The sequence below is a fragment of the Clostridium subterminale genome, from assembly GCF_039521425.1.
GTDB lineage: Bacteria > Bacillota > Clostridia > Clostridiales > Clostridiaceae > Clostridium_J > Clostridium_J subterminale.
In genome coordinates, this window is sequence record NZ_BAAACI010000008.1 from 146,045 (window position 1) to 160,045 (window position 14,001).

Here is a 14,001-nt window from a genome sequence, read left to right on the forward strand (position 1 = left end):
AAATAAAATGCGATAACTTAAATACTAAGATATCACATTTTACTTTTTAGCTTCATACTCTAGTAATAATAGTAACCTCTTGCCATTTTACTTTCTGCAAGCAGTTTAGATACACCTGTCCTTTCCCACTCTTCTACCTGTTCAATGGCTTCCTGAGGAGTTTTTCCCAGACCAACAAGGACACCTGATAGGATAAATTCTTGATATAAGTGTTCAGGATTAATCCCTTCTCTAGCTTCTGCTAAAGCACGAGTTACTAATGGAGTTATATACCTTACCCAGTCGTCTGGCGTAAATTTAGAAGTATCCTGCATTGAGCGTCTATTCATAGATGGAATCTCCATACTTCTGTTTAAAGTAAACAGATAATTATATTTTGAAGAGTGCTTTATTTCATCTGTAATTATATCAAATAAGACATCCCTGTATGGTCCCATCCCCAAATTTTTTCTAATATCCCTATATCTTTCTACTGCTCTTAGCTCTCCAAATAAAGCTTTTTTAATACCATCTATATACGACTCTGGTCTTTCAAAGGTTTCATTCTCTACGGTCGGAACATCCATACCTGTAAAGTCCCTATAAATTTTTCTAAACTCTCTATTATGTCTACGTTCATCATCTCTTATAGAAGTTATAATATCTTTTTCTTCCATAGTAGGTGCTACACTTATAAGATAATCATAAAAAAGTTCATCTTCCCTTTCACCTTGAACTGCTTCTTTTATTCCCTCAAGTGCCTCTTGTAACTGAGGGCTATACATCATTGGTTCCTCTACTCTAGGTTTAATATACACTGAAATTTCCTCCAGAAATAATAATTCAATAATATATTATGTTATATATATATTATTGTGAATTTAATTTGAACTTTTTAGATTTTATATCACCTTATACACTTTTAATTTTAGTAGGCTGTGTAACTCTTTAAATAAAAGAACATCTTTATAAATAAACAAAATTCTTACTCTTCCTCGAGAACAATACGATGCTCAACAAGAGCCATTTCCTTTATTTTTGCTTTTACAATTTTTCTCTCACTGAATATATTTTCAAGTAAAATACCATATTCACTTGGTACAACCTTATCTACAGATTCTAACAATAACTTCTCTTTTCCTTCCTTGTCAATAAAATAAACATTTGCTTCACACATATCATTCACCTCTCCAAGCTTTAATTATTTCAATGGCATCATCTATGTAATGTGGAAGTGGCTTATTTTCAATACCAGTAACTACTACATTACATCTGTTCAATGGAATTAGTACTTTTTTCACAGGACTTTCTGCTATAGCTTTCGCCATAGATGGTGTCAGTTCACCCAGTAATGAATTTGCACATATTATACCTATTGGTCCCAAGATTACATCCACCTTGGAAACATTATAAACAATAGCATTTTCACCTGTGGCACCCTCGTTAGCACCAGCTTTCATCATTAACGAAGTTGCCAACGAGTTTGTTCCCAATGCAACAATTTCAATTCTATCTTCAAATTCTCTCCTGAATTTTTCAACAATAGCTTTACCTATTCCCCCACCTTGTCCATCTATAACTGCAATTCGCATTTTATCCCCCCAATTATAAGACTTACATTTACATTATACCAAATAAATAGGCATAATTGTTGGGTTTATATGGTATAGAAATCATTTTTTGAAGCTCCACAGATAGGACAATTCTGAAGATGACTCATCTATTTAATCACCCCCGTAATTAATGAACCTATAAGCATAGGTATATTGTAAATTCTTGCTGTAATGAAAAATAAACTCCATCCTGCTAAATAAGCAAAGTCATTAAAGTTTAATTTTGCGACATCTCCAGTATTATACTCACCTGTAAAGCCCCTCAAATTCATAGACTGATACACCCGTTGTCCCCTATCCAATGTCCTAAGTATCAACTGTCCTACAAAAGAGCCCAAAACACTTCGATGTATGCCCTTTTGCCCAGGTGACCTAAGGGAATATGCTCTCATCATTCTAGAAACTTCTTCTACCAGCATGGATATATATCTGTATGTTAATAATAGCTGCAATACAAATATTTTAGGAATTTTCAGCATACGTAATGCCACAGCCAACTTATCCATTCCTGTAGTTGTAATTAATAAAATACTAACCATCACTGTTAATCCACATTTTATAAAAATAGATAAAAATGTTACCCATCCTCTTGAAATAACAACCCCTCCCAAAACCATTGTATTTTGAAGATGCAAACCAAGAAAGTGCACTACCTACTAATACTACTCCAATTACAAGTCTTATTATTATCTTTTTCATGGATATATTCCCAAGAGCTTCTCCTTTAGCTTCCTTTTCTATAATTTCTGGTCTAGCTCTCCATACAAAAGTAACAATTTCTGATGTGACAAGCCCTTCCGCCACTCCTATCGCTAGGTGTATTGGTTGCATTAACAATAAAAAGGTTCCAAAAGGCAATTCAGTCTTTCCTGATAAAAGTGTCTGAAGTATAACGCTGAAAGCTCCTATTTGCAAACCAACCAAAGTAGATGCCATTGAGGCTCCAAAAATTTTCTTAGAAGTAATCCCTTTGCGTGTAAACCATTTATAAATTAAAGGATATGCTATAAAGCATATATAAAATCCAAGGTAAATACATTACTCCCATCAAAGGAATTTTCTTTTCATCCATATCATTTGAATTTTTTAATTGAATAAGTTGTAACTCCTGTTGTGGCAGCTAACATAGTTCCTCCCACCACCGGCAAAATCAAAGCATCAACCATGTGCATAATATCCGCTCTTTTACAAAATAAAATGACCCAAAAAGGTAAGTATATATACTTAGCCCTTCATGGGTCTGATTTTCATTAATTCTTAAAATTTTTATTAATATTTTGAAACCTTCATGGTTTCTATTCATGTATTAATATAACATATTATACTAATTCTGTAAATAATTACTTTACATCATCATCTTGATTTCTTTGAACTTATCAAGGTCAGTGTAGAGCTCCTCCTTATAAGGATTTCTCCTAGTTTTCTTCATTTTATATATCATATAAATAAATACTGCTATATTACTTGCAAGGGCTATTGCACCTAAAATTGTGTAAATTGTAGGATTGTAAGTTGATTTAACTACAAACATTCCTGTATCCTGAAAATTTGGAAAAGTCTGAGCGAACATACACCATATAGCTAAAGTTTGAGCTCTATGCTGTAGCCAAGCTCCCTTTCCAACTGTAAAAGCACAAAGAGTTGGTGCAAGAAGTAATGCAAAACCTGCATACCAAGAATGAGTAGGTATGCAATTATAAGTGTATACAAAATTCCATAAATCATATGCTATAATCCAGAACCATAGCATATCAGGCCATAGCATATCCTTACTTTTGTCCTTTTTAGTTTCTTTCCTAATTACTATTCCAAACCAACCAGTTATGGCAATAATATTTAGTATACCTGCAACTGCATTCATATAGTTCCATGGACCGCCCATTACACCTATTACTTCCCCTTCAATAGCACCGGAATTCATCATCCAATAGGTGGATCCTACCTCAATATCCCTTACAACTGCCTCTAGAATATTAATAGCAAGAATTAGTGGTGGAAAACATAAGGCAATTTTATTATCAGCTAGTCTCCAAACAACCTCACCAGTGATTTTATCTTTTTTCTCAATATGACGAATGCACCAAAAACCAATACATCCTGCTGTTGCAGAATAAACTTTAGCTAAATGGAACCAGTCAGTATAGGTAACATCTTTTAAAACAGTCATCCAAATAATTGTTAAAATAATTGGCAAAATAACAAAGCTAAAAAATCCTGCCCATTTCTGTCTTCTAGAAAATTCATTAAATAGAAACAAGCCTGCAAAAACAACAAACCACATTCCCCATGCAGTAAAAAATGTTGCTCCTTCAACGTAATTAAATTCAAACATTTTATTCACCCTCTACCCCTTTTAAAATTAAAAATTACTTTATTAACTTTTCTATTACCCAAATAAATTATTTAAAGAGTTTTTTTACCTTTTTAGTTGTAATTTTTACCTTACGCTTAAGAACTTGTTTTATAACTACTGGTTTTAGATCCTCATAGGCTACACCCTCACCATCATATTTTCTTACAAGGGAAATAGCATCAAACTTACATTTAGTTGTACATTGACCACATCCTACACAAAGGAATTCATCTACAACCGTTGCACCACAGCTAAGACAACGTTCTGTTTCCTTTTTAATCTGATCTTCAGTAAAGGTTCCACGTAAATCTTTGAAGGTTTTTCTTGATTTGCTTCCATCCACATGACCTATGCTTTGTCTAGGAGTACAGTCATATCCTTGAAGTTCTAGGTTATCTTTATTTAAAGCATGATATTCTTTTCTGTCACGACCAATAATCAAACTTTGTCCTGGCTGAACATAACGATGAATTGAAATTGCACCTTCTTTACCTAAGGCAATAGCATCGATGGCAAACTTTGGTCCTGTTAATGCATCACCACCAGCAAAAACATCAGGCTCACCTGTCTGTAATGTAACTGAATCTGCCTTAATGGTATTATTTCTATTAAGTTCAATTTTGCTATCTGCTAAAAGTTCACCCCAATCCATTCCTTGCCCTATTGAAAGCAATATAGTATCAGCTTTAACTATTACAGTATTATTTTCATCATAAGATGGATTAAATCTTCCATTTTCATCAAATACAGAAACACATTTTTTGAATTCTACCCCAGTAGCACGACCATTTTCAACAATAACTCTCTTTGGCCCCCAAGAATTATTGATTTCAATATCCTCTGATAATGCTTCTTCAATTTCTTCTGGAAGGGCAGGCATTTGTTCACGACTTTCTAGACAGTACATTTTAACTTGTATATCCCCAATTCTAGTAGCTGTTCTTGCAACATCAATAGCAACGTTACCTCCACCGATTACGATTACATTACCTTCAAGTTTTAGTTCCTTACCTAAGTTTACATCTCTCATGAAGTCGATCCCTGTAATAACATTTTCCGAATTTTCACCTTCTATACCAAGCTTTCTTCCAGTGCAAGCACCTATTGCAATATAAAAAGCTTTAAATCCTTGATTTCTTAACTCATTAAGACCTACATCTTTTCCAACCTCAACGCCTGTCTTAAATTCAACACCTAATTCTTTCAATATATTGATTTCTGCATTTATAACTTCTTTTTCAAGTCTGAAAGCAGGTATTCCCAGGGTCAACATTCCACCAAGAACCTCTTCTTTCTCAAACACAGTTACATTATAACCATCAATAGCTAAGTAGTATGCACAGCTAAGGCCTGAAGGACCAGCTCCTACTACTGCAATTTTTTTACCATACTCGTGTCTACGCTTAGGCACATATCGGTGATCAATATTTAAATCTTGGTCTGCAATAAATTTTTTGATTTCATCAATAGCAACTGGATCATCAATATCCCCTCTAGTACAATCTGTTTCACATTTTCTTGGACAAATACGTCCGCATACTGCTGGAAATGGATTTTCTTGTTTGATAAGCTCAAGAGCTTCCCTATACCTTCCCTGAGATGCAAGTTTAACATAGCCTTGAACAGCAATATGAGCTGGGCAATTGGTTTTACAAGGACTTGTACCCGTATCAACTACATCTTTCCTATTTATTCGATAATCAGGATTCCATTTATCAGGACCCCAATCTGTATCCCTAGGGGTTTCTGTTCTTTTTATCTCAGTAGTAACTGGTGTTTTGGAACATAATTTTTGACCTAATTGTAGTGCATTAACAGGACAATTTTGAACACATTCTCCACAAGCAACGCATTTATCTTTGTCCACTTTAGAAACATAGTTTGAGCGTACCATATCAGCATTAATGAACATACTAGCAGTTCTTAAAGATAGACATGAACATCCACAGCAATTACAAATAGCATGAGTTTTACCTGAACCATCCAAATTAGGTATCTGATGCATTAAACCATTTTCCTCTGCTCTCTTAATAATTTCAAAGGCTTCTTCTCGAGTAATCTGTCGACCTCTCTTTGTACGTATATAATATTCTGCAGCATGCCCCATCTGAATACAAATATCTTCCTTCAGGTGACCGCAACCTTCTCCCATAGCTTCTCTTGCTGTACGACATGAACAATCAGCAACTGAGAAAATATCATTGTCATTAAGATATTTAGAAACTTCCTCATAGGATGCTCTTCTTGTTTCACCTTCAATAGCATGTTCTATAGGAATAACACGCATAAGACCTACCCCTACAGGAAAACTACCCGCTGTCTTAGGTCCTCTTACTCTTCCATAAGCTTCAAAAGCTCTGGGAATTTGAGGATACTTTTCAACATTCTTTTTATTGTTAACCATCATTTCCATGATGCCGGGAACCCATGTCTCATACCAAAATGTATCTACTCCATCAATTTCATTTACAAAACAAACACCTGCATCTGCTAATTCTAACAAAAGTTCTGTTGTTCTTTCTACAGATTTGCCACATAAAGGAGCAACATCTTTAGCTGTAACTTTTTTACGTATTTCCATACAAAGTACTACTTCGGCCATTTCCTCTGTAACAACAGGTTCAAGAATCATATACTCCGGATCTGTAGTTTTTATTTCATTTTTCGAGCCACGTTTCTTATTGCTGATGTGATTTGCAAGATCAAGTACCTTTTCCTTGACCATATATTATCCCTCCCAATAATAATTATATGTGAGCCATAACCCAAAATATAAACACTAATGTTACAATATATTATAAGTATGGCAAGTTTCTTTATTAGTAATAAGTATATGAAAATAGTCAGCACTTTTAGGTTTATTAAGTTATTAAAACAAAAGTAACTGAAATGAGCTGATTATTATCTATGGTCAAAATCACACAAAAATCGTTTTACATTTTTAATATTATGAATATTAAAAAAATTATTTATCCTTCCAACTATTTACTTGTGTACGTATCCAGTCAACCCATTCACCAATTCCATCTCCATTTTTAGCTGAGATTGGAATAACTTTAATATTGGGATTCAGTTTTTTTACTCTCTCTTTTACTGCCTCTAAATCAAATTCAAAATAGTCTGCTGCATCCATTTTATTAACTAATAAAACATCAACTATAGAAAACATTAAAGGATATTTTAAAGGTTTATCATCCCCCTCAGGTATGCTTAGAATCATAGCATTTTTAGATGCACCAGTGTCAAATTCCGCTGGACACACCAAATTACCGACATTCTCTAATATTACAAAATCAACATTTTCAGTTCCAAGCCCCTCTAAACCTTGTCTAGTCATATCAGCATCAAGATGACACATTCCTCCTGTGTGCAACTGAATTACTTTAGCACCAGTCTGTGAAACCTTATGTGCATCAACATCTGAATCAATATCAGCTTCTAAAATACCAATATTCATTTCATTTTTCAAAGCCTCAATTGTTCTTAAAACGGTCGTCGTTTTCCCAGAACCAGGTGATGACATGAGATTTAATAAAAAGACCCCATCTTTTTTTAAATCCTCTCTAAGTAGTTCTGCCTGACGGTCATTGTTGTCAAAAACATTTTGCTTGATTTCTAAAACTTTATATGCCTCCATATAACCTCTCCCCCATTTCATACTTAATTTAGGTTATTTTATTGAAGTAGCCTCTAATATATAATTACCAGCTATCCCACAATATAACATAACAGTTGTTATGTTTATGATATAATACATATTTTCCTTTGTCAATGAATTAACATTCAAAATAATAAATATATTGCGAAAATATTAAATGCTATATTCTTTAAACAATAGTACTGTGATAAAGGAAAACCTATATTGTAAAATTATGATATACTATTTATAAATGGGGTGAATAATATGGACGCTAATCAACAAAATCAAAAAAAACAACGTATTTTAGATGCCGCAATTAGTGTATTTATAGAAAATGGCTTTGAAGAAACAAGTTTGCGTGAAATAGCCTCAGCTGCTGGTCTTACTACTGGTGCCATATACCATCATTTTAAGAATAAGGACGAGCTATTCTACCATGCAGTAAAGGAAGCTACGTACTTTGCTCAAAAGCTCTCTGAAAAAGATGAAAGTAGTAATCTTAAAAGCACTGAAAATATGTTAAATGAAATTAGTAATAAAGTTAGAGAACGTATGTCAAAAGTTAATGAGCAACGCCTTTTAGTTCTATTAATAGGTTATGTGTTATCAAAAGGTGGATCTCTTAGTGAAAGCCTTAAACAAGATTATAATGAAATAATCAACAAAGTAGCAGATATGTACTTTTACGCATTTGGTATTGAAAATGAAGACTATAAAAAAAGTCTTGCTACTATTTTAATAGCAGCACTAGATGGTATTGCAATGCAATATTCCCTTGGGGTATTAAAGCAGGAAGATGAAAAGTTTAAGGACACCTTTGTTAATTTTTTTGTAGAAAGCATTCCTGCATTTATGCAAAAAAAATAAACTCTAAGCTAAGTTACATAAAACAAGGATACTTGTAATCTCTACACAGTACCCTTGTTTTTACTATTATTAAAAGAAATAGTATCCATCCCCACCTAGTTTTTTAGCTTTATACATTGCTCTATCTGCTTCTAATATTAGTTCATCAATATCATTAGCCTCATCGGGTAATATACTAATACCTATGCTTAAAGATATTTTTATTTGCTCTTCTTTACAATATAAAATTTCAGTACTATTATTAATTCTGGAGGCTACAGCTTCGCAATCATGGTAACTCTTTATAGAATGTAGCAATATTAAAAATTCATCTCCACCAAATCTAGCAATTATATCCCCATTTCTAGTAGATTCTTTTAATATTTTAGCTACATGAATGAGAACCTCGTCACCTTTTTTATGTCCATATGTATCATTTATATATTTGAATTTATCAACATCTATAAACATAAGCCCTAAAAGACTATTATTTCTTTTAGCATTATTATAAAATTCATCTGCCATTTTATAAAATAATGTTCTATTTGCTACACCTGTTAGTCCATCATAATAAGCTAATTTATTAATAGTTTTTTCCTTTTCCTTTAATTCTTTATTTAAAATATATAATTCATTCACATATTTTTTTAGTTGATCGATACGTAAAAATTGATTAGTCACATCAATAAATTCAATAAGTATAAAATTCAAATTATCTTTCTCTATTCTACTTATCTTTAAATTTAAATTTTTATTATTACTTAGCAAATCTTTATGCATTGCTGCTGAAAAAAATATTTTTCTTCCATCATTGACTATGCACTTCATTGTATCTTTAAAATAACCTTTATTCAGACTTGGAATAATATCATATATACAGCTATTTATTACCTTATCCTCACTAATATGAGTTAAACATTCCATATAGCTATTCCAAAATAAAACTTTTAAATCTTCGTCTAATATTATTATTCCTTCATCTATACTATCTAATATATTATATAAAATTCTATCCACAGAAATCATCTTCTATCATTCCTACTTTATTTAATAATTGACTTAATGAACTTAAAGTAAGATTAATTATTATAGCACCTGCTATTTCTGAATTGTCTATTTTAAAGGTTATATATAGCATCAAAATATGCTCATACTCTTTGCTCTTTATATTTTTTTCAAAATCTACTTTATTAAATACGTTAACTTCTGGTAAAGTATAATTTAATCTTAATTTTAGATAATTTCCTATTTCTCCAATTATTGAATTTAATATTATATTACCAATTTCCTTTATAATATCAAAATCTATATCAGTAAAATTCATATTACTTAGTTGATTTTCATCATTTTCATTTAAACACAGGTCTATAAATGTTCTCATTTTATCTGCTGGAAATATTAAACTTGCCTTTCCTCTCAGTTCATCTTCAAATGCTATAGAGGATACCATTATAGTTCCTTGCATTACTTGTGGAAGATAATCATCTATTGCTATTGTTTTTTCATTTAAACTTAAAATTTTCAAATTTGGTACATTTAATAATATTTTTTTATTTATTATTTCAGACAGTATACTCGCTGATTTACCAACACTTATATTAAATAACTCTTTTAATATATCTTCTCTTTCTACTCTATTATTCATTTCGAACATTCCTTATTATCTCACATATAGATTTGGCTTTTTCTTCAGTAAAGGGCTTGTTTATAAATTCTATTACCCCATATGATTCTATTTCTTCTTTTATACTTTTTTGAACATCTGCAGAAACTACAATTATTTTTGCATTAGAATCATACTCATTTATTAGTTTTATCAGTTCTCCTCCATTTAATTTAGGCATTAATAAATCCACAAATGTATAATCAGGTTTAATACTTTTGTACTTTTCTAATCCTTCTTCTCCATCCTTTGCAAAATAAGTGTTTACACCATCTAAATATTTTACAATTAAGTTACCTATTATTTTTTGAGAAAAAGTAGAATCATCAATAATTAAAATATTCATTTTTACATATACCTCCTATGTTTAGTTATGTAATAATTCATCAAATATAAAATTAAAACCCTATATTCATAAAATTATGAATATAGGGTCGGTTGCATCACTAACTCCATACATATAAGATGCCCAAACTAAATATGTATTTCACAGTTTCCCTTGTATTTTAATCCAATTTAAATTATAACATTTAAATATTATCATTTAATATAAACTGTTTCAATAGTTATTTATCTTAATTTTCAAAGTTATACTTTAATTGGGTTAGTTGACTAATCTTTTATTTGCTCATGCATGTGTCATTTTTATAATGAAAACTCTAATTGATAATCTCTTGTGTCATTTTCATATAGTTCTTGATTTATTTCCTCCGCTTCTTTACATCCTATTGAAAAATAAAAAGCAATTGTTTCTTCAGCAGAACCTGCACAAATATAAATTTTATCTGCTTTCCACTCTCTTGCAACATTTGCAGAAAGTATGAATAACCTTTTGCCTATTCCTTTATTTCTACATTCTAAAGTTATGAAAAGTTGATCTAATAAAACATAATTAAATTTTTCACCAAAAAATTTACGGTTAACTGTTGAAAATCCCAATAATTTGTTATTCGTATCAAAAGCACCAATGGCACTTCCACCACTTAAAATAGTTTTTTTCAACTCTCTAAGATGGTATTCATACCCATTTGGCCAATCACAATCATGATAATTGATTTCCACTAATTTACGGTTTCCATCCACCTCTCTCCATGCCTTTCCTATATATTGAGATGGATTCATTTTGTTTATATGCTCACATTCTCCTAATTCTAATTTTCTATATATAACATTTGACATACTTTTACCTCCCCATATTTATGTATAGTAACCTTGACTATATAATACTTTGAACTCTTTAGAAATTACCTTTTTCTATTAAGTTCTTTACAATAACTCTACTTTTTCATCTTTTATTTACATAATACACATATTCAAGTAAAAAGCCAATAACTCAAGCTTTAATGCTTGAATTTATTTTTCCTGCATACTTTAGTAAAATCTTCGTTTTCGATTAAAGTTTTATTTTGAGTGAATAATTAACGAAGTACTATCCTAAAATAGTATTGATATAGGTAACTATATGTTTTAATAATGCTTGTCTAAAGGTAAATTCCTGCATTCAAAGTGATTTTATTAAAATTTTGAATTTAATCATATTCACCTTTAGATTAGATTTACACTAATTTTAATGATAATTTCAAAATAAATTATACTTTCAAATTATTTATTTTATAGGACATTTATGTAAAGGTGTCCATTAATTAATTGAAAATTCATATGCTTTTCCACTTCACATTAGTGAAGATTCATGATAAACTTATTTTTACCAAAGTATTTCCTAGTAACAAATTTAAATTCACTTCACCTTACTTAGTTTTTATCTTACGTAATAGGAGGAAAAATATTATGAAAAATCTAATGAAGAAATGGAATAAATTAAGTTTAGTAAAAAGAATAATTATAGGCCTAATCATTGGTATTATATTGGCGGTAACCATTCCTGATGTTGCAAAGCCATTATCAATTTTTGGTTCTTTATTTGTCGGTGCTTTAAAAGCCATTGCACCTATACTAGTATTATTTTTGGTAACGGGAGCCATTTCACAACACAAAAGTGGTCATGAAACCAATATGAAAACTGTTATCATTCTTTATCTTTTAGGAACATTCTTAGCAGGACTTGTTGCTGTTATTGCAAGCTTTATGTTCCCAGTAAGCCTAACCCTTGTAGCTGGTGTTGAAAACATCACGCCTCCTGGTGGTGTGGTGGAAGTTCTTAAGGCATTACTATTAAACTTAGTTGATAATCCAGTAAAAGCACTTTTTAATGCAAATTACATCGGTATATTAGCTTGGGCAGTAATTCTAGGATTCGCTTTGAAAAATGCAGCTAATTCTACAAAATTAATTATTTCTAATATTTCTGATGCATTATCTCAAATGGTTGTATGGGTTATAAGCTTTGCACCCTTAGGAATCATGGGTCTAGTAGTTGATACTATTGTTACAAGTGGAATAGCTTCACTACTTAGCTATGGAAAATTACTTTTACTTCTGCTTGGTTGTATGGTCTTTGTAGCTCTTGTTGTAAACCCAATTATGGTGTACGTAGCTATTCGTCAAAACCCATACCCACTTGTATTTAAATGCTTAAAAGAAAGTGGAATTACAGCATTCTTTACACGTAGTTCAGCTGCTAACATTCCTGTAAATATGAGTTTATGTGAAGAACTAGGTTTAGATAAAGATACTTACTCAGTATCAATTCCATTAGGTGCTACCATCAACATGGCTGGTGCAGCTATTACAATTTCTGTTTTGACTCTTGCAGCTGTTCATACTCTTGGTATCCAAGTAGATGTTGGTACAGCAATAATTCTTAGTGTACTTTCTGCTGTAAGTGCTTGTGGTGCTTCCGGAGTTGCTGGTGGATCACTATTACTTGTTCCTCTAGCATGTAGCTTATTCGGAGTTCCAGGTGACATTGCTATGCAGGTAGTTGGTGTAGGATTTATCGTAGGTGTTATACAAGATTCAGCCGAAACTGCACTTAACTCATCCACAGATGCACTGTTCACAGCAACAGCTGAATTTAGTAAATGGCGTAAAGAAGGTAAAAAAATTAATATTACTAAATAAAATTTAAATGTAGTGCAATTTTTACACTTATAAGTAAAAAAGCCTCCTAAGAATAGTCTATAACCTATCCTAGGAGGCTTTAAAACCTTATAAACAACTAAATTCCACTTAACATATCAATAATATATAAAAAGGTGATGAAAAAATTCATCGCCTAAATATTACTTCTTAAATATTCCAAAAGGTTTTCCAACAGGTAAAAATACTCTTCCAAAATGAGTATTTAATACTGCAGCTGCTGAACCATAGAATGATACTAAAGCTATTCCTAACTCTGAATAAGCAGCTAGTATATGTGTTCCATGTTCCATTATTCCAAAAGTCGTTAGCGTAAGTCCTAAGAATAGGAAATCTATCAACACAAATATTGTAAATAATACCTTATGAGTTTCCATAGCTCCTATAGTCATAAATATTGTAAATATTAAATAACCTAAATAAGCAACTCCTAATTGATTTATGTCAGCTTTAGCCGCTAACTCTGGTCCAAATACTCCATTTTGAATTAACCAGGTAAAACCTACTGCATACCAGAAAAATGCATAAGCTCCGAAAGCTGTTGCTCCAAAAGTATTATTGTGCTTAAAATCATTTATACAAGCAAATAATTGTGCTGTTGCTCCTAAAAATATTGCCCATGGTAATACTAAAGATACTCCATCTGTTAATCCTAACTTTTGAGATGATGCTACTAATGTTACCATTGCTAGTCCAAATAAACCTAGTGCCGACGGATCAGCTACCACTACTTTAACCTTTGTTTCCTGCATAATACCCTCCTAATTTACGTTCACATAAATTTCATACTTTAAAACAATAACAAATATATTGGGTATTGTCAATAAAAATAAAGTTAGTGATTATGTGTTTATTTTCTTTGCATTTA

General features: G+C 31.5%; 14 protein-coding genes, 1 pseudogene and 1 riboswitch. Of the genes and pseudogenes, 2 read left to right on the top strand and 13 right to left on the bottom strand.

The features are described from left to right. Positions 1-59: 59 nt before the first annotated feature. The 8 genes and pseudogenes from ABDZ93_RS17185 to hypB all read right to left on the bottom strand — a co-directional run bounded on the left by ABDZ93_RS17185 (position 60) and on the right by hypB (position 7,582). Complete coding sequence (locus ABDZ93_RS17185; protein ID WP_343827737.1) at positions 60-797, bottom strand: ferritin-like domain-containing protein; 738 nt, start codon at positions 795-797, stop codon at positions 60-62. 167 nt (positions 798-964) lie between these two features. After that, positions 965-1,156, bottom strand: coding sequence for a CooT family nickel-binding protein (locus ABDZ93_RS17190; RefSeq protein WP_343827738.1), 192 nt, complete (start codon positions 1,154-1,156; stop codon positions 965-967). A gap of 1 nt (position 1,157) precedes the next feature. Continuing rightward, complete coding sequence (locus ABDZ93_RS17195) at positions 1,158-1,571, bottom strand: DUF3842 family protein (protein ID WP_343827740.1); 414 nt, start codon at positions 1,569-1,571, stop codon at positions 1,158-1,160. A 128-nt stretch (positions 1,572-1,699) separates the two neighbouring features. Next, on the bottom strand, positions 1,700-2,209 hold the full coding sequence (locus tag ABDZ93_RS17200; RefSeq protein WP_343827741.1) for an energy-coupling factor transporter transmembrane component T family protein: 510 nt from the start codon (positions 2,207-2,209) through the stop codon (positions 1,700-1,702). Continuing rightward, positions 2,205-2,764, bottom strand: a pseudogene (locus tag ABDZ93_RS17205) (energy-coupling factor ABC transporter permease); the annotation flags it as partial. The gene ABDZ93_RS17200 and the pseudogene ABDZ93_RS17205, both read right to left, overlap by 5 nt. A gap of 173 nt (positions 2,765-2,937) precedes the next feature. Beyond that, a complete protein-coding gene (locus ABDZ93_RS17210) occupies positions 2,938-3,924 on the bottom strand; it encodes a DUF5692 family protein (protein ID WP_343827742.1) in 987 nt (328 codons plus the stop codon). A 67-nt stretch (positions 3,925-3,991) separates the two neighbouring features. After that, positions 3,992-6,670, bottom strand: a complete 2,679-nt coding sequence (locus ABDZ93_RS17215; RefSeq protein WP_343827743.1) for an FAD-dependent oxidoreductase — start codon at positions 6,668-6,670, stop codon at positions 3,992-3,994. A 240-nt stretch (positions 6,671-6,910) separates the two neighbouring features. Beyond that, entirely contained in the window at positions 6,911-7,582 is a 672-nt protein-coding gene (hypB, locus tag ABDZ93_RS17220) for a hydrogenase nickel incorporation protein HypB (protein ID WP_343827744.1), read from the bottom strand. Positions 7,583-7,849: 267 nt separating this feature from the next. Between hypB and ABDZ93_RS17225 the strand changes: the two genes are divergently transcribed. After that, positions 7,850-8,452, top strand: a complete 603-nt coding sequence (locus ABDZ93_RS17225) for a TetR/AcrR family transcriptional regulator (RefSeq protein WP_343827745.1) — start codon at positions 7,850-7,852, stop codon at positions 8,450-8,452. A 69-nt stretch (positions 8,453-8,521) separates the two neighbouring features. Here the strand turns inward: ABDZ93_RS17225 and ABDZ93_RS17230 are convergent, their stop codons facing one another. From ABDZ93_RS17230 to ABDZ93_RS17245, 4 genes are all read right to left on the bottom strand, one after another. Continuing rightward, the gene (locus tag ABDZ93_RS17230) at positions 8,522-9,448 is read right to left on the bottom strand and encodes a diguanylate cyclase domain-containing protein (protein WP_343827746.1); all 927 of its coding nucleotides are present in this window, start codon (positions 9,446-9,448) and stop codon (positions 8,522-8,524) included. Beyond that, complete coding sequence (locus tag ABDZ93_RS17235) at positions 9,441-10,076, bottom strand: chemotaxis protein CheC (protein ID WP_343827747.1); 636 nt, start codon at positions 10,074-10,076, stop codon at positions 9,441-9,443. The genes ABDZ93_RS17230 and ABDZ93_RS17235 overlap by 8 nt, the downstream gene beginning before the upstream one ends. Further along, on the bottom strand, positions 10,069-10,440 hold the full coding sequence (locus ABDZ93_RS17240; protein ID WP_343827748.1) for a response regulator: 372 nt from the start codon (positions 10,438-10,440) through the stop codon (positions 10,069-10,071). The genes ABDZ93_RS17235 and ABDZ93_RS17240 overlap by 8 nt, the downstream gene beginning before the upstream one ends. Before the next feature lie 78 nt (positions 10,441-10,518). Further along, positions 10,519-10,601, bottom strand: a riboswitch (cyclic di-GMP riboswitch). 138 nt (positions 10,602-10,739) lie between these two features. Continuing rightward, positions 10,740-11,273: a GNAT family N-acetyltransferase gene (locus tag ABDZ93_RS17245; RefSeq protein ID WP_343827749.1), complete on the bottom strand. Its 534-nt coding sequence runs from the start codon at positions 11,271-11,273 to the stop codon at positions 10,740-10,742. A gap of 609 nt (positions 11,274-11,882) precedes the next feature. On the opposite strand from ABDZ93_RS17245, the gene sstT reads away from it, so the two are divergent. Further along, the gene (gene sstT / locus ABDZ93_RS17250) at positions 11,883-13,115 is read left to right on the top strand and encodes a serine/threonine transporter SstT (protein WP_343827750.1); all 1,233 of its coding nucleotides are present in this window, start codon (positions 11,883-11,885) and stop codon (positions 13,113-13,115) included. 161 nt (positions 13,116-13,276) lie between these two features. Here sstT and ABDZ93_RS17255 read toward each other — a convergent pair whose 3' ends face one another. After that, positions 13,277-13,885 (bottom strand): acetate uptake transporter, encoded by a 609-nt coding sequence (locus tag ABDZ93_RS17255; RefSeq protein ID WP_343827751.1) that lies wholly within the window; start codon positions 13,883-13,885, stop codon positions 13,277-13,279. Positions 13,886-14,001: the final 116 nt, after the last annotated feature.